Genomic DNA, 15,497 nt, shown 5'->3' with positions numbered 1-15,497 from the left:
GCCAGCAACATTTATACTTGATATACCCTCTGACCATGGAGGGAGTGAAAAAGGGTCTGACATGAAAAAGATTGATGCGATTATTAAACCATTCAAACTCGATGATGTTCGTGAAGCCTTAGCGGAAGTGGGCATCACCGGGATGACCGTGAGCGAAGTCAAAGGTTTTGGCCGCCAGAAAGGGCACACCGAGCTCTATCGCGGCGCAGAATATATGGTCGACTTTTTACCGAAAGTGAAAATCGAGATAGTGGTTGGCGACGATATCGTTGATACCTGCGTCGAGACCATTATGCGCACCGCGCAGACCGGCAAAATCGGTGACGGTAAGATCTTTGTCTTTGACGTGGCGCGCGTCGTGCGTATCCGTACCGGCGAAGAGGATGAAGAGGCGATCTGATTCTCTCTTCGGCAGAACAAAAAGCCCGCGCTGCGGACTTTTTTTATGGGGCTGTCACATCCCTTTATGCGGGCCAAAGAGTTCGTAGTGGATATGTGTTTCTGTCACCCCGGCATCACGCAGCTGCGCCACCACATGCTGCATGAAGGCCAGCGGACCACAGAGGTAAAAGTGCGTTTCGGGTAAGGTGAGCCGCGCAGAGAGCTGACTGATATCCATCACGCCCTCCGCATCATAACGACCGGCATCGTCAGCCGTAGGATGGCGATACCAGACCCGGCTGGCGAAATCGCAGAGCGGTGCCCCCGTGTCACGAACTTCTTCGGCAAAGGCGTGCTGTTTACCGTTCTCCGCCGCGTGCAGCCAGCTGACCGGCGCAGGATGGTGGCTGGCCGCCAGCGCATGCAGCATCGCCAGCATCGGCGTCTGCCCGACGCCCGCAGAGATCAGCGCCACCGGGGTGACAGAGTCGATATCCAGGAAGAAGTCGCCGTGCGGCGCGGCCAGCTGCAGCACATCGCCCACCCGGCCGTGCTCATGCAGCCAGCCTGAGACCGTGCCCTGCGCCTCACGTTTCACCGCGATACGATAATCTTTGCCGTTGCTGAGGTGCGTCAGTGAATACTGACGAATCTGGTGATGGGCGAAACTGGCGGGTTGCAGATGAATCGTCAGATACTGACCTGGTTTAAAGGCGGCAACCGGGCCGTCACCGACCGGCGTGAAGGTAAAGCTCTTGATCGCCTCGCTCTGCGGCTCAATGGCGCTGATGCGAAAGGCGCGGGTGCCGCGCCAGCCGCCGGTCTGCTGTTCTGTTGCCTGATAGATCTCCTCTTCCCGCCGGATAAACAGATCCGCCAGCACGCCATAGGCGCGTCCCCATGCCGCCAGCACCTCATCGCCCGGATTCAGCATTTCCTGAATGGTCGCCAGCAGATTCTCGCCAACGATGGCGTACTGCTCAGGCTGAATATTCAGGCTGGTGTGTTTCTGGGCGATCTTCTCTACCGCAGGCAGCAGCACGGCCAGGTTCTCCAGGTTAGCACCGTAGGCGCAGATCGCATTGAACAGTGCTTCCCGCTGATCGCCGTTGCGCTGGTTGTTCATGTTAAAGACATTTTTGAGTTCCGGATGGCGCGACAGCATGCGGTCATAGAAGTGTGCGGTCAGCGCCGGGCCGCAGGCGGCGATGGCAGGCAGGGTCGATTTAACGGTGGCGATTGTCTGGGCATCAAGCATAAAAAGGACCTCAGGTTAAAAGATGTATTTTAAATGCATCTTATGGCTGAACGGTCCACGCTGTAAATATGTGGCTCCTTTTTCAGGCTGTCAGAGTGGCAACTTTTGTGTGCATGGCAAAAAACGGCGGTCGCGGGCGGGGGAGGAACACCGTGTGGCAGGCACGGCAAAAGGTGTAAAAAGGCGATGCCAGTGCCAGCCAAACGTTTGCGTAAAAAGAGGCGGTTCACCCTACCTTCACCTGTTAAAACGGTTTACACTGTGGGCCTTCGCCCCTGAAGAGGGGTAAATACCGTCAGAAAGTTAGCTGAGTCAGGAGATCCGGATGTTAAAGCGTGATATGAACATTGCCGATTACGATGCCGAGTTGTGGCAGGCAATGGAGCAGGAGACAGTGCGTCAGGAAGAGCACATTGAACTGATTGCTTCTGAAAACTACACCAGCCCGCGTGTTATGCAGGCGCAGGGTTCTCAGCTCACCAACAAATACGCTGAAGGTTATCCGGGCAAACGCTACTACGGCGGTTGTGAATACGTTGATATCGTTGAGCAACTGGCTATCGACCGCGCTAAAGCGCTGTTTGGTGCCGATTACGCTAACGTGCAGCCACACTCCGGTTCCCAGGCTAACTTTGCGGTTTACACGGCGCTGCTGCAGCCGGGCGATACTATTCTTGGCATGAACCTGGCGCACGGTGGACACCTGACTCACGGTTCACCGGTTAACCTGTCAGGCAAACTCTATAACGTCGTGGCTTACGGTATCGATGAAGCCGGTAAAATTGACTACGACGAACTGGCTGAACTGGCGAAAACCCACAAGCCAAAAATGATTGTCGGCGGCTTCTCAGCTTACTCCGGCGTCTGCGACTGGGCGAAAATGCGCGAGATCGCGGACAGCGTCGGCGCCTGGCTGTTTGTTGATATGGCACACGTTGCCGGTCTGGTGGCCGCTGAGGTCTACCCAAGCCCGATCCCGCATGCCCATATCGTGACCTCCACCACCCACAAAACCCTGGCGGGTCCGCGCGGCGGCATCATCCTGGCGAAAAACGGCGACGAAGAGTTCTACAAGAAACTGAACTCGGCGGTCTTCCCGGGCGGTCAGGGTGGTCCTCTGATGCACGTTATCGCCGGTAAAGCCGTGGCCTTCAAAGAGGCGATGGAGCCGGAATTCAAAACCTACCAGCAGCAGGTAGCAAAAAACGCCAAAGCGATGGTAGAGGTGCTGATTGCGCGCGGCTACGACATCGTTTCTGGCGGCACGCACAACCATCTGTTCCTGATCGATCTGGTGAGCAAGAACCTGACCGGTAAAGAGGCGGATGCGGCGCTGGGCCGTGCCAACATCACCGTCAACAAAAACAGCGTACCAAACGATCCGAAAAGCCCGTTTGTTACCTCCGGTATCCGTATCGGCACTCCGGCAGTAACCCGTCGTGGCTTCAAAGAAGCTGACGTGCGTGAACTGGCGGGCTGGATCGCCGACGTGCTGGACAACATCAATGATGAAGCGACCATTGAGCGCACCAAACAGAAAGTGCTGGATATCTGCGGCCGTCTGCCGGTTTATGCATAATCGCTAACCCGTTGTGAAACAGCATAAAAAGGATGGCATCTGCCATCCTTTTTTATTGCCTGTACCGCGGCGCTCTGCCAGAGTAGCGCCCACTTATGCTGCCATGCGGCACACCTGCTGGAGGGAATATGGCAATCGCGTCTGCCAGATGGCTCGGACTGGGCTACTTCACTTACTTCTTCTGTTACGGCATCTATCTGCCATTCTGGGGCGTCTGGCTGAAAGGCACCGGGCTGGATGCGGAAAAAATTGGCCTGCTGCTGGGCTGCGGTATGGTGGCGCGTTTTGTCGGCAGCCTGCTGATCGCCTCGCAGGTCCGTAATCCCGGCCGGCTGATCACCGCACTGCGCCTGCTGGCACTGATGACCTCTCTGTTTGCTGCTGGTTTCTGGGCAGGGGAGCAGTGGATGTGGCTGCTGACCGTGATGATCGGTTTTAACCTCTTCTTCTCGCCGCTGGTGCCGCTTAGCGATGCACTGGCCGCGACCTGGACGCAGCAGATTGGCCTGGCGTACGGGCCGGTCAGATTGTGGGGATCGCTGGCCTTTGTGGTCAGCTCAGCCTTAACCGGCGTGCTGGTCAGTGCTTACTCCTCTCAGGCGATTCTGCTGCTGCTCTCCGTCGGCGTTATCGCCATGCTGAGTGGGATGATGCTGAAGCCCGCGACTCAGCCGCACGGCAACGAACGGCAGAGCGCCGCAGGCGGCGGCTGGCAGGTCTGGCGTGACCTGCTGCGGGAAAAGGCGGTCTGGCGATTTATGCTCTGCGTGACGCTGCTGCAGGGGGCGCATGCCGCCTATTACGGCTTCAGTGCGATCTGGTGGCAGGAGAGCGGCTATTCTGCCTCGATGGTGGGCTATCTCTGGTCGCTGGGCGTGGTGGCGGAAATCATCATCTTTGCCCTGAGCAATCGCCTGTTCCGCCGCTGGAGCGCGCGCGATCTGCTGCTGCTCTCGGGCGTCTGTGCCCTGATCCGCTGGAGCCTGATGGGAGCCAGCACCGCGCTGCCGCTGCTGATTGTGGCGCAGATCCTTCACTGCGGCAGCTTTACTGTCTGTCATCTGGCGGCGATGCGCTTTATTGCCGCGCGGCAGGGCGCGGAGGTAATCCGGCTGCAGTCGCTCTATTCGGCGCTGGCGATGGGCGGCGGGATTGCGATCATGACCATGATCTGCGGGGTGCTGTTCGCCCATCTGCAGGGGCATCTTTTCTGGGTGATGGCACTGGTCGCGCTGCCTGCGCTGTTTCTGCGTCCGGGCTACGACTCCAGCAAATAACGAATGCGCTGCTGATGGTGTAGCGTCAGCGGCAATTCAGCATGCACCAGCGGCGGCGAGAAGAGCGGCAGTGAGGTGGGGTAGGGTGAAATGATAATGTCCACATCCCGCGGCGCGCCCTCCCGCTGAAACAGTTTCACATCCTGATAGGTAATGTTGACGGGCAGCAGGGTAATCTCCCGGATCTGCTGCTCAACATCCTGTTCCAGATCGGCATCGTCACCGGTCAGCAGCAGCACCTGCTTCTCCTGCAGCGCGCTGCCCTGCATCAGCCAGGCCCCAAAAATGATGGTCACTAAACTGACCTCTTCCTGAGAAAACGTCACCTGATAGTGCTGCTCAAACCGCTGCAATGCCTGTTGCGTGGTGCGCAGCAGCCGGGGATAGAGGCGGCTGACATCCAGGGCCACGCTATTATCAATACCGATACTGAAATGGGTGCGGTCCAGCGCCTGGGTCAGGTGCGGATAGAGCTGGTGCAGCAACTCGGCGCGGTCGGCGAAGGTGACCCCGGCACACTGCTCAAAGTCATCGATCAGCTGCTGAGTGGCCTGCAGAAGTTGCGTTTCCGCAGGATGGGCAACTGTCTCCACGCCAGGCGTATGGATCTGGCTGAACAGCAACGTCCAGAAGTCCGTTTCACTGACGGGCGGGGCAGGATTGCAGCGTTTTCGCCAGTGATGAATCACATCCTCTGCGGCCTGGCGTTCAGCTTTATGCTGTAGCCACGCGCGCTGGGTTTCACTGAACAGCACCGGCTGACGCTGACACAGGCCATACTTCATATAGATCTGCAAAAACAGCCGGTCGCGGTCGCTGAAATCACGCTTCATGCGCAGGCTGCAGTGCTGGATCAGCGCCTGCAGATTGGTCTCATCCCACAGCGCCTTCTCGATCTTCATTACCTTCAGGCGCTGACGCAGGGGGGCGGCGAACTGCTCGCAGACGAAATCCGTCGACAGGCGCAGACTGCGTCGCAGGTTGTGCAGCAGACAAAGGCGTCGATCCAACTCTGTACCATGAAGGCGAAAGCTGCCATCGACCATCTGGTGCAACTCCAGTTGGTGATATCGCTGTATCTCAAGGCCCACATCCGCGATATCCTGTCGGGCAACAGCAGGATCGACGCCATTCAGCTGGCAGACTTTTTCAAGTGTAAGCGCGGGTGTTGGCAGAAATAGCAGCAATAAAAGATGGCACTGACGCTGTGAACGGGTGAAGAGTGGTGCCAAAGGGGTAGCAGAACTCATCAATCAGATTTCCAGCAGGCTATTTTGAGCTAAGAATAGTCAACCCCGTTAGCGGTTGCGCGGTTTGCGCGGTTTATTTGCCGGAGGTTTAAGGCGGGTCACAAAATTTTGTTACCTCTGGATCCTTTTCATCGGAAACGTTACTTTATAACATTATGAAACGTGCACTTTTTCTTTTGCTGATGACCGCGAGTCCGGCGCTGCTGGCCCATCCGCATAGCTTCATCGACATGAAAACTGAGCTGGTGGCGAAGGATGACACCTTTACCGGCCTGAAGATGATCTGGACCATGGATGAGATTACCTCTGCCGATCTGCTCTATGACGCAGGCGAGGCGAAGCCTGGCAGCGTGGTGTGGAAGAAGCTGGCGGCGGAGGTGATGGCCAACGTGCTGGGACAGCACTACTTTTCGGAAATCTGGCATAACCAACAGCGGGTAAAGTTTTTGAATCTGCCAACGGAATACAACCTGTCGCGCAGCGGCCACAAAGCAGTGCTGGAGTTCATTCTGCCGCTGGCGGAACCGCCAACGCTGGCCGGACAGCGCTTTGAGATCCTGACGTTCGATCCCACCTATTTTGTCGATATGTTCTATGACAACCCCGGTGCCCTGACGCTGCCACCCGCGCTGCAGACGCGCTGCCGGTTAACCCTGAACACGCCAAAGCCTGACGACGCGCTGAAGCAGTATGCGCTGTCACTGGATAAGGCGGACGCACCGGCGGAAGAACTCGATCTGGGTCGCCAGTTTGCGCAGACGGTGGTGCTGACATGTCAGTGATCGCCCGGTCGAACCGGGTGCCCCGGCGCTGGCCACTCTGGCTGATGGCGGCACTGTTTATCAGCACTGCGGGGCTGGTCTGGTTCTGCTGGCCGCAGATCCTGCTGCAGAGCGTCCTGTGGCAGAAAGATCTGCACCAGCAGATGACCTGGCTGTTACAGCAGGTGGCGGCGCAGCCTCATCAGGCTGGCCTTTCACTGGTGATCTTCAGCCTGCTCTATGGCGTGCTGCACGCGCTGGGGCCGGGCCACGGTAAAGTGGTGATCACTACCTTTCTGGCGACCCATCCGGGCCGCGTAAAAACCAGTATCAGACTCACGCTGCTGGCCTCCCTGCTGCAGGGCTCGGTGGCGATCGCCCTGGTGACGGTGATGCTGGTGCTGCTGAAAACCTCGTCGCGTCAGCTGCACCTCAGCAGTTTCTGGCTGGAGAGGGGCAGTTACCTGTTGGTGATGGGGCTGGGGATCGTGATGGGGTATCGGGCGCTGCGGGCGCTGTGGCGGGCGCTGCGTCCGCGAGCGGCACCGCCGTTTCAGTCGTTCCAGCCGCTGACGCCGCATTCCCCTCACCATCAGCACAGCGATCAGTGTGGGTGTGGTCATGCCCATCTGCCGACTCCGCAGCAGCTGAGCGGCAATGTCAGCGTGAAAACCCAGCTGCTGGTGGTGCTATCGATGGGACTGCGCCCCTGTTCCGGCGCGATTATGATGCTGCTGTTCGCCAAAGTGATCGGAGTCTATCTCTGGGGCGTTCTCTCCGCTGCGGTGATGGCGCTGGGCACGGCGCTGACGATTTCGGCCATTGGTCTGCTGGTTCAGCAGGCGCGTACGGTGGCGCAGCGCCTGGCGCAGCCGAGCGAAGAGGCCGGAACGTCCCGGCTGCTCATGCCGCTGCTGACCCTGATCGGGAGCCTGATTTTAATCGTAGCCGGAGTGGCCTTATGGCAGGCCGCCCGGATGACGCCAGCCGGTGGCATTCGTCCTTTCTGACTGAAACGCAGCGGGAATTAAATTCCCGCCGTCCGCGTTTCCCCGTTAATTATCTTTAAATTCACCCCGTTAATTTTTTCTCTATCCGCTTTAGTGGAGAAAAAACTATTCCCTGTCTACGCTGTTAATACCAAAACGGCATTCCGCCGTCAGGATGATAAAAGTTCAGAACAGTTTCTGTTTATTGTGAGGAGTATATTTCATGGCTGATACCCGTTTTAATAATGGCTACACCGAAACGCTGGCGACCGGGCCCGCGGGATTACCGTTAAAGCGTATTTCCTGGAGCGCCGTATTTGCCGGTGTTATTTGTGCGTTAATCGTTCATATCATTCTGACGCTGCTGGGTACGGCCATTGGTGCCACCACCATTGATCCGATGAAAGAACAGAACCCTCTCGACGGCATTGGTACTGGTGCACTGGTCTGGACGGCCATTGAAATGCTGGTCGCGATGGCCGCGGGTAGTTATGTCGCAGGCCGTCTGGCTCAGCGTGAAGGCGCCATGCACGGTTTACTGATGTTCGGCGTTAGCACAATTTTCACTATTTACCTGGCGATTGCGCTGGCAACCAGCGTATTAGGTGGTGCCATGAATATTCTGGGTTCCGGTTTCCAGGCACTGGGCAGTGGTATTTCCGCCGCCGCGCCTTCGGTTACTCAGATGGCGAAAGAAAAACTGCAGGAAAATAATATTAATCTCGACAGCCTGCAGAATGAACTGGAAACCACTTTACGTCAGACCGGCAAGCCGGAATTACAGCCAGAGAACCTGAAGCAGGATGCGAATAATGAAGCGCAGAACGCTGAGAACCAGGCAAGTAATACCGCGAATCATCCTGAGACAGCTGATACTGATCTGACTAACTGGTTAAAAGGCGTGATGGATCGTCACTCGGATACGCTGCAGGCTGCCGACCGCGATGCGCTGAAAAATATTATCAAAGCCCGCACCGGTAAAAGCGATGAAGAAGTGGATCAGATCGTAGCTAAAGCCGAGCAGAACTATCAGCAGGCGATGCAGAAATATCAGGAACTGAAACAGCAGGCTGAACAGAAAGCGCGTGAAGCCGGTGAGAAAGCCGCTGCCGCGACCGCTAAAGCAAGCTGGTATGCCCTGATCCTGCTGGTTATCGAAGCTGTGCTGGCTGGCGTGATGGGGATGGTGGGTCGTCGTACTCAGCCTCGTCAGGTGCTGTCACACGAACGTCGTTAATCGGCCTTAACAGGCAATAAAAAAGGCGGCCAGGAGGCCGCCTTTTTTTGCGTCTGCAACTTAGCGTTTTAACGCTTCGCTCAGCTCATCGCGCATGCCTGACAGCATCGCTTTCACCACGCGCGGGTTACCTGCCACCAGGTTTCCTGACAGCAGATAGCCGTGGTTACCGGTGAAGTCGGTGACCAGACCGCCCGCTTCACGCACCAGCAGTTCGCCCGCGGCGAAATCCCACGGCTTCAGGCCAATCTCGAAGTAGCCATCCACGCGACCGGCCGCGACATAAGCCAGATCCAGCGCAGCAGAACCGGTGCGGCGGAAATCGGCGCACTGCGTAAAGAGCTTAGTGAGGATGTTCATGTAGGCAGGCGCATGCTGCTTCATTTTGAACGGGAAACCGGTCGCCAGAACGGTGCCATCCAGATCGCGTGCAATGCTGCCGCGCAGACGGTAGCCGTTCAGCTGCGCGCCCTGACCGCGTGACGAGGTGAAGAGCTCATTACGCATCGGGTCGTAAACCACGGCGACTTCAGTGCGGCCTTTAATGCGCACCGCGATAGAGACGGCAAAGTGGGGTAAACGTTTAATAAAGTTGGAGGTGCCATCCAGCGGATCGATAACCCATTGAACGTCCTGATCTTCACCCGCCAGTTCACCGCTCTCTTCGGTGATGATGGTGTGTTTTGGATAAGATTTACGAATAATTTCGATAATCAGGCGTTCTGCTTCGCGGTCAACATTGGTTACGAAGTCGTTGCTGCCTTTCTGGCTGGCTTCGACGGCGTCCGGGGTTTCATAATATTTGGCAATTAAATTTCCGGCCTTGCGCGCTGCGCGCACGGCAATGTTGAGCATTGGATGCATCGGTATCTCTCGCTGGATGTTAAAGAACGGGGAAAACGGCGCGGAGTATAGCAGTGTGTTCGGTAAATGTCCTGCTTTATGTTAGGATTCTCTCCACTGATTTTACTGACCCGTTTCTGAGTATCCCTAATCATGTTGCAAAATATCCGTATCGTGCTGGTCGAAACTTCCCATACCGGTAACATGGGTTCCGTGGCCCGCGCCATGAAAACCATGGGTTTAACCAACCTCTATCTGGTGAATCCGCTGGTCAAGCCTGACTCCCAGGCGATCTCCCTGGCGGCCGGTGCCAGCGATGTGATCGGCGACGCTAAAATCGTCGACTCGCTGGATGAGGCGATTGCCGGATGCAGTCTGGTGGTGGGCACCAGCGCCCGTTCCCGTTCGCTGCCCTGGCCGATGCTGGATGGACGCGAATGTGGCGTGAAAAGTGTGGAAGAGGCCCAGCAGGCACCGGTTGCGCTGGTATTTGGTCGCGAACGTGTTGGCCTGACCAATGAAGAGCTGCAGAAGTGCCACTATCATGTCGCCATTCAGGCGAACCCGGAATACAGCTCGCTGAATCTGGCGATGGCCGTGCAGATCATCGCCTATGAAGTGCGTATGGCCTGGCTGCAGTCGCAGGAGCAGGCGACCCCACAACCGACGTATGAAGCGTCTCCCTATCCGCTGGTCGATGACCTCGAACGCTTCTATCAGCATATGGAACAGATGATGCTGAACAGCGGCTTTATCCGTGAAGCGACGCCAGGCCAGGTGATGAGTAAACTGCGCCGTCTCTACACCCGTGCGCGTCCCGAACGCGACGAACTCAATATTCTGCGCGGGATGCTCTCGTCGTTTGAAAAGCCGAAAAGCGATAAAAAATAAGCCGTTAATAGTTGAGTAAATTACCAGGTTAAATACCTGAGTGTTTTACCAGGTTAAATAGTTGACCAATTTACTCAGGAATGTCAGACTTCATCGCATCTGTTGCTAATCCTCCGATAACCGGACGCTATTGAGGTCGTACGCTATGAGACTGACATCCAAAGGACGTTATGCCGTGACTGCCATGCTGGACGTTGCCCTTCACTCTCATGAAGGCCCCGTTCCGCTGGCTGATATTTCTGAACGTCAGGGCATCTCGCTCTCCTATCTGGAGCAGTTATTTTCGCGGCTGCGTAAAAACGATCTGGTCTCCAGCGTCCGTGGGCCGGGCGGGGGTTATCTGCTGGGCAAAGCATCCAATACCATCTCCGTCGGGGAAGTGATCACCGCTGTTGATGAGTCCGTCGATGCCACGAAATGTCAGGGCAAAGAGGGCTGTCAGGGGGGCGAACGTTGCCTGACCCACGTCCTGTGGCGCGACCTGAGCGTGCGCATCAGTGATTTCCTGAACAACATCACGCTGGCGGAGCTGGTAAACAATCAGGAGATCCTGGATGTGGCCGACCGCCAGAATGCCAACGATAATCGTCGCTTCCAGAGCCCGCGCGCTCAGGAAATTAACGTTAACCAGCGCGCCTCCTGATCCCCGCTGTTCCGGCCCTTACTGCTAACGCGGTCAGGGCCGAATCTGCTATAAAGACGTATGATTTTTAATACGGAGCTGTAGCGCAATGAAATTACCGATTTACCTGGATTATGCCGCCACCACGCCGGCCGATCCGCGTGTGGCCAGCAAAATGATGCAGTTTCTGACGCTGGATGGCACGTTCGGTAATCCGGCCTCGCGATCGCACCGTTTTGGCTGGCAGTCTGAAGAGGCGGTGGATGTCGCCCGCAATCAGATCGCCGAACTGGTCAATGCCGATCCGCGCGAAATCGTCTTCACGTCCGGCGCTACCGAATCGGATAACCTCGCGATTAAAGGGGCGGCCCACGCTCATCAGGCGCGCGGCAGACATATCATCACCAGCCAGACAGAACATAAAGCGGTGCTCGACAGCTGCCAGCAGCTTGAGCGCGAAGGCTTTACGGTCACCTATCTGGCTCCGGCTGCAGACGGCATTATCTCGCCCGACCAGCTGCGCGCGGCGCTGCGTGATGACACCATTCTTGTCACCCTGATGCATGTGAATAATGAAACCGGCGTGATTCAGGATATCGCCGCCTTTGGCGAACTCTGCCGCGAACGGGCGATTCTGTTTCATGTGGATGCGACCCAGAGCGTTGGCAAACTGCCGATCGATCTCAGTGTGCTGCCGGTGGACCTGATGTCCTTCTCTGCCCACAAACTCTATGGCCCGAAAGGGATCGGTGCGCTTTATGTGCGGCGCAAACCGCGCGTGCAGATTGCGGCGCAGATCCACGGCGGCGGCCACGAGCGCGGTATGCGCTCCGGCACGCTGCCGGTGCATCAGATTGTTGGAATGGGGGAAGCCTATCGTATCGCCGCCGAAGAGCGCGAAACCGAGATGGCGCGACTGCAGCGCCTGCGCCTGCGCCTGTGGGAGGGGATCAGCGTGCTGCCCGGCGTTTCTCTTAATGGCACTCTTCAGCAGGGCGCGCCGAACATTCTCAACCTCAGTTTTGCTGACGTTGAAGGGGAATCCCTGATTATGGCGCTGAAAGATCTGGCGCTCTCTTCCGGCTCCGCCTGTACTTCTGCCAGCCTGGAGCCCTCTTATGTCCTGCGGGCGATGGGGCTGAACGAGGAGCTGGCGCACAGTTCGCTGCGCTTCTCGCTGGGGCGTTTTACCACAGAAGAAGAGATTGACTACGCCATTGCCCTGGTGCAGAAATCCGTGACCCGCCTGCGCGCCGTCATGAAATCCTGACACCCGGCCATAATCCGGAAACGGCGTCCTGTGATGCCGTTCGCTGGCAACCGCTGACGGAATCTGTTATCAGGTCTCTGCGAGTTACATTTAACATCTTATTAAAGCCGTTATAACAATCAGGCTGGATGAAACAGATAACGACTATGGAGCTTTTCGATGACCACACAACCGATGAACATTACGCTTAGCAGCCAGCCCGCCGATGCGCGCTGGGGCGAGAAAGCGATTCTCAGCAGCAACGACAGCGGCATGACGCTGCATCTGACCGGCGCAGATGCGCTGAATATCATTCAGCGTGCGGCGCACAAAATCGACAGCCAGGGGATCCGCCATGTGGCGCTGACCGGCGAGGGCTGGCACCTTGAGCAGTGCTGGGCATTCTGGCAGGGCTTCCGTGGTCCCAAAGGCCAGCGTCAGGTAGAGTGGCCTGCGCTCGGTGAGCATGAGCAGGCCGAGTTCGATCGCCGCCTGAAAATCATCGACTGGGTGCGCAATGTCATTAACCTGCCAGCGGAAGATCTGGGGCCGGAGCAGCTGGCGCATAACGCCATCGATCTGATCAGCGAAGTGGGTGGCAGCGCGGTCAGCTACCGCATCACCAAGGGTGAGGATCTGCGTGAGCAGGGCTATATGGGCCTGCACACCGTTGGTCGCGGGTCGAACCGTCCGCCGGTCTTCCTGGCGCTCGACTACAACCCGACCGGTGACGACAACGCTCCGGTCTACGCCTGTCTGGTCGGTAAAGGCATCACCTTTGACACCGGCGGCTACAGCCTGAAGCAGAGCAGCTTCATGGACTCCATGAAATCGGACATGGGCGGCGCGGCAACCGTTACCGGTGCACTGGCGATGGCGATCTCACGCGGCCTCAACAAGCGCGTGAAACTCTATCTCTGCTGCGCCGACAACATGGTCAGCAGCAACGCCTTTAAGCTGGGCGACATCATTCGCTATCGCAACGGCAAATCGGTGGAAGTGATGAACACCGACGCGGAAGGGCGTCTGGTGCTGGCCGACGGATTGATCGACGCCAGCGAGCAGAATCCGACGATGATTATCGACGCCGCCACGCTGACCGGCGCTGCCAAAACCGCGCTGGGCAACGACTACCACGCGCTGTTTACCTTTGATGAGGTGATGGCGCAGTCGCTGATGGGCAGCGCGGTCAGTGAGAACGAACCCTTCTGGCGTCTGCCGCTGGCCGAGTTCCATCGCAGCCATCTGCCGTCTAACTTCGCCGATCTTAATAACATCGCCAGCCCCTCCCATGCGGCGGGTGCCAGCAGTGCGGCGGCCTTCCTCTCTTACTTCGTCAGCAATTATCAGCAGGGCTGGCTGCATATCGACTGTTCCGCGACCTATCGTAAAGGCGCGGTCGATCAATGGGCGGCGGGGGCCACCGGTCTGGGCGTGCGCACGATTGCCAATCTGTTACTGAAATAAGCCGAACGCTGCGGTGACCAGAGTCACCGCTGTTCAGAGGGGAAGTATGAACCGTCTTGAAGAGGTGCTGAAGCTGGCGGCGACCGAGCCCGCCCATCGGCCCGAATTTTTTCAACTGCTGCTGGCGTCGGATGTCTGGGTGCCCGGCGAAAGCACCCAACAGCAGTTTGATGCCAGCACGCCCGTCGATCTGCAGCACTGGGAAAAAGAGGATGGCAGCAGCGTCATTCCTTTTTTCACCTCGGAAGAGGCGATGAGCGAAGCGGTCAAAGGTGAACAGGCCTGGCTGCGTCTGCCGGTGCGGACGCTGTTTGAGATCACGCGCGGCGAGACGCTGTTTCTCAATCCCCGACTTCCTTCCGGCAAGGAGTTTACCGCCTCCGAGATCACGCATCTGCTGGCGGAAGAGGGCAGTGCGCTGACTCAGCAAACCGTGCTGGAGGGCGGCACCTCGCTGCTGCTTTCTGAAGTGGCCGAACCGCCTGCGCAGATGATCGACTCGCTGACGCAGCTGTTCAGCAAGCATAAGCAGGTGCGTCGCGCGTTTATCGCCACCCTTCGTGAGCAGGCCGATGAGGCGCCGAATCTGTTGATTGGGATCGAAGCGGACAGCAACATTGAGGCGATTATTCAGGCCGCGGGCAGCGTGGCAACCGACACGCTGCCGGACGACGCGCCGATCGATATCTGTGAGGTGAGGGCAGAGGAACGCGGCATCAGCCACTTCTTCACCGCCCACATCACGCCCTTTTATGAACGTCGCTGGGGCAGTTTCCTGCGTGACTTTAAGGGCAGCGAACGGATTATCTGACAGGCAAAAAAAGAGGCGGCTCACGGGCCGCCTCTTTTTATTTCGCGATCGGTAAGTCGTCGCGACTGCCCCATTCACCCCAGGAGCCGTCATACAGCGTGGCATCCCGAACGCCCAGCGCGGTCAGTGCCAGAATCAGGACGACCGCCGTGACGCCTGAGCCGCAGCTGGCGACCACCGGGCGGCTGATATCCACGCCCGCGTCGGCAAACAGTTGGCGCAGTTCCGCATCCGGTTTCAGTTTTCCCTGCTCGACCAGCATATTCCACGGCACGTTCAGGCTGTTGGGAATATGCCCGCGATGCAGGCCGGGACGCGGCTCGTCCACCTCTGCGTTAAAGCGATTAGCGGCACGCGCATCCACGATCTGTGCGCCGCCCTCATGGCTGATCAGCAGCACATCCGTCAGGCGTTTCACCCGGCTGTCATCTGCGTGCGCCTCAAACTCACCCTCCGGCAGATCCACCTCGCCGGTTGCCAGCGCATACCCGGCGGCTTTCCAGCCCTGCAATCCGCCCGCCAGGATCGACACCTGCGCCACACCAAAGGTGTGCAGCATCCACCAGGCGCGCGGAGCGGAAAAGAGATTCCCCTCGTCATAGACGATCAGGTGCTTATCGCTGCTGATGCCCAGTTCGCGCATGGCGACGGCAAAAGCCTCGGCACGCGGCAGCATATGCGGATAGGGACTGGTGTGATCGGAAAGGGCTTCGATATCGAAGTAGGGCGCATCGGGCAGATGCTCCGCCAGATATTCAGCCTGAACATCGCGCACCGTCTCCATCCCGGGTGGCAGCAGCCGGGCATCCAGCACCTGAAGCCCCTCATCATCGTAGTGCTCATGCAGCCAGTCGGCGGACACAAACAGGGGAGTCGTCATAA

15 protein-coding genes are annotated in these 15,497 nt (G+C 57.7%); 11 read left to right on the top strand and 4 right to left on the bottom strand.

The window, feature by feature from the left end:
* Nucleotides 1-61 precede the first annotated feature (61 nt).
* Nucleotides 62-400: a nitrogen regulatory protein P-II gene (glnB, locus tag AB1748_RS15405; RefSeq protein WP_111139131.1), complete on the top strand. Its 339-nt coding sequence runs from the start codon at nt 62-64 to the stop codon at nt 398-400.
* A 54-nt stretch (nt 401-454) separates the two neighbouring features.
* Here glnB and hmpA read toward each other — a convergent pair whose 3' ends face one another.
* On the bottom strand, nt 455-1,639 hold the full coding sequence (gene hmpA, locus AB1748_RS15400) for an NO-inducible flavohemoprotein (RefSeq protein WP_111139132.1): 1,185 nt from the start codon (nt 1,637-1,639) through the stop codon (nt 455-457).
* 325 nt (nt 1,640-1,964) lie between these two features.
* Between hmpA and glyA the strand changes: the two genes are divergently transcribed.
* Together glyA and AB1748_RS15390 are read left to right on the top strand one after the other, a co-directional pair.
* Nucleotides 1,965-3,218 (top strand): serine hydroxymethyltransferase, encoded by a 1,254-nt coding sequence (glyA, locus tag AB1748_RS15395; RefSeq protein WP_111139133.1) that lies wholly within the window; start codon nt 1,965-1,967, stop codon nt 3,216-3,218.
* A gap of 128 nt (nt 3,219-3,346) precedes the next feature.
* On the top strand, nt 3,347-4,495 hold the full coding sequence (locus AB1748_RS15390) for a 3-phenylpropionate MFS transporter (RefSeq protein WP_111139134.1): 1,149 nt from the start codon (nt 3,347-3,349) through the stop codon (nt 4,493-4,495).
* On the opposite strand, the gene csiE is transcribed toward AB1748_RS15390, so the two are convergent.
* Nucleotides 4,477-5,745, bottom strand: coding sequence for a stationary phase inducible protein CsiE (gene csiE / locus AB1748_RS15385; RefSeq protein WP_111139135.1), 1,269 nt, complete (start codon nt 5,743-5,745; stop codon nt 4,477-4,479). The two genes, AB1748_RS15390 and csiE, sit on opposite strands and share 19 nt — an antisense overlap.
* Before the next feature lie 155 nt (nt 5,746-5,900).
* Here csiE and AB1748_RS15380 point away from each other — a divergent pair, with 155 nt between their 5' ends.
* From AB1748_RS15380 to AB1748_RS15370, 3 genes are all read left to right on the top strand, one after another.
* Nucleotides 5,901-6,527 carry a DUF1007 family protein gene (locus AB1748_RS15380; RefSeq protein WP_367395697.1) on the top strand — a complete coding sequence of 209 codons (627 nt, stop codon included), beginning with the start codon at nt 5,901-5,903 and terminating at the stop codon, nt 6,525-6,527.
* Nucleotides 6,518-7,516, top strand: a complete 999-nt coding sequence (locus AB1748_RS15375; RefSeq protein ID WP_367395696.1) for a nickel/cobalt transporter — start codon at nt 6,518-6,520, stop codon at nt 7,514-7,516. The genes AB1748_RS15380 and AB1748_RS15375 overlap by 10 nt, the downstream gene beginning before the upstream one ends.
* A gap of 202 nt (nt 7,517-7,718) precedes the next feature.
* Nucleotides 7,719-8,732 (top strand): TIGR04086 family membrane protein, encoded by a 1,014-nt coding sequence (locus tag AB1748_RS15370; protein WP_111139138.1) that lies wholly within the window; start codon nt 7,719-7,721, stop codon nt 8,730-8,732.
* A gap of 60 nt (nt 8,733-8,792) precedes the next feature.
* Here the strand turns inward: AB1748_RS15370 and suhB are convergent, their stop codons facing one another.
* A complete protein-coding gene (suhB, locus tag AB1748_RS15365; RefSeq protein WP_111139139.1) occupies nt 8,793-9,596 on the bottom strand; it encodes an inositol-1-monophosphatase in 804 nt (267 codons plus the stop codon).
* Nucleotides 9,597-9,728: 132 nt separating this feature from the next.
* Here suhB and trmJ point away from each other — a divergent pair, with 132 nt between their 5' ends.
* The 5 genes from trmJ to sseB all read left to right on the top strand — a co-directional run bounded on the left by trmJ (nt 9,729) and on the right by sseB (nt 14,615).
* Nucleotides 9,729-10,466, top strand: coding sequence for a tRNA (cytosine(32)/uridine(32)-2'-O)-methyltransferase TrmJ (gene trmJ / locus AB1748_RS15360; RefSeq protein WP_367395695.1), 738 nt, complete (start codon nt 9,729-9,731; stop codon nt 10,464-10,466).
* 145 nt (nt 10,467-10,611) lie between these two features.
* Nucleotides 10,612-11,109, top strand: coding sequence for a Fe-S cluster assembly transcriptional regulator IscR (gene iscR, locus AB1748_RS15355; protein WP_111139141.1), 498 nt, complete (start codon nt 10,612-10,614; stop codon nt 11,107-11,109).
* An 88-nt stretch (nt 11,110-11,197) separates the two neighbouring features.
* Nucleotides 11,198-12,358: an IscS subfamily cysteine desulfurase gene (locus AB1748_RS15350; protein ID WP_111139142.1), complete on the top strand. Its 1,161-nt coding sequence runs from the start codon at nt 11,198-11,200 to the stop codon at nt 12,356-12,358.
* A 159-nt stretch (nt 12,359-12,517) separates the two neighbouring features.
* Nucleotides 12,518-13,804: an aminopeptidase PepB gene (gene pepB / locus AB1748_RS15345; RefSeq protein WP_111139143.1), complete on the top strand. Its 1,287-nt coding sequence runs from the start codon at nt 12,518-12,520 to the stop codon at nt 13,802-13,804.
* 46 nt (nt 13,805-13,850) lie between these two features.
* Nucleotides 13,851-14,615, top strand: coding sequence for an enhanced serine sensitivity protein SseB (sseB, locus tag AB1748_RS15340; RefSeq protein WP_111139144.1), 765 nt, complete (start codon nt 13,851-13,853; stop codon nt 14,613-14,615).
* A gap of 37 nt (nt 14,616-14,652) precedes the next feature.
* Here sseB and sseA read toward each other — a convergent pair whose 3' ends face one another.
* Nucleotides 14,653-15,495, bottom strand: a complete 843-nt coding sequence (gene sseA / locus AB1748_RS15335; protein WP_111139145.1) for a 3-mercaptopyruvate sulfurtransferase — start codon at nt 15,493-15,495, stop codon at nt 14,653-14,655.
* Nucleotides 15,496-15,497: the final 2 nt, after the last annotated feature.

Origin of the sequence: Pantoea sp. Ep11b (assembly GCF_040783975.1) — a bacterium.
Classification (GTDB): Bacteria; Pseudomonadota; Gammaproteobacteria; order Enterobacterales; family Enterobacteriaceae; genus Pantoea.
Note: the sequence above shows the minus strand (reverse complement) of the source record. Positions and strands in the feature narration are given on the sequence as shown.

Excerpts from the sequence above, each read along its gene's own strand:
- pepB (WP_111139143.1), top strand. The coding sequence starts at position 12,518 with ATGACCACACAACCGATGAACATTACGCTTAGCAGCCAGCCCGCCGAT.
- AB1748_RS15380 (WP_367395697.1), top strand. The coding sequence starts at position 5,901 with ATGAAACGTGCACTTTTTCTTTTGCTGATGACCGCGAGTCCGGCGCTG.
- csiE (WP_111139135.1), bottom strand. The coding sequence starts at position 5,745 with ATGAGTTCTGCTACCCCTTTGGCACCACTCTTCACCCGTTCACAGCGT.
- glnB (WP_111139131.1), top strand. The coding sequence starts at position 62 with ATGAAAAAGATTGATGCGATTATTAAACCATTCAAACTCGATGATGTT.
- sseA (WP_111139145.1), bottom strand. The coding sequence starts at position 15,495 with ATGACGACTCCCCTGTTTGTGTCCGCCGACTGGCTGCATGAGCACTAC.
- sseB (WP_111139144.1), top strand. The coding sequence starts at position 13,851 with ATGAACCGTCTTGAAGAGGTGCTGAAGCTGGCGGCGACCGAGCCCGCC.
- AB1748_RS15390 (WP_111139134.1), top strand. The coding sequence starts at position 3,347 with ATGGCAATCGCGTCTGCCAGATGGCTCGGACTGGGCTACTTCACTTAC.
- suhB (WP_111139139.1), bottom strand. The coding sequence starts at position 9,596 with ATGCATCCAATGCTCAACATTGCCGTGCGCGCAGCGCGCAAGGCCGGA.
- glyA (WP_111139133.1), top strand. The coding sequence starts at position 1,965 with ATGTTAAAGCGTGATATGAACATTGCCGATTACGATGCCGAGTTGTGG.
- AB1748_RS15350 (WP_111139142.1), top strand. The coding sequence starts at position 11,198 with ATGAAATTACCGATTTACCTGGATTATGCCGCCACCACGCCGGCCGAT.
- AB1748_RS15375 (WP_367395696.1), top strand. The coding sequence starts at position 6,518 with ATGTCAGTGATCGCCCGGTCGAACCGGGTGCCCCGGCGCTGGCCACTC.
- AB1748_RS15370 (WP_111139138.1), top strand. The coding sequence starts at position 7,719 with ATGGCTGATACCCGTTTTAATAATGGCTACACCGAAACGCTGGCGACC.
- trmJ (WP_367395695.1), top strand. The coding sequence starts at position 9,729 with ATGTTGCAAAATATCCGTATCGTGCTGGTCGAAACTTCCCATACCGGT.
- hmpA (WP_111139132.1), bottom strand. The coding sequence starts at position 1,639 with ATGCTTGATGCCCAGACAATCGCCACCGTTAAATCGACCCTGCCTGCC.
- iscR (WP_111139141.1), top strand. The coding sequence starts at position 10,612 with ATGAGACTGACATCCAAAGGACGTTATGCCGTGACTGCCATGCTGGAC.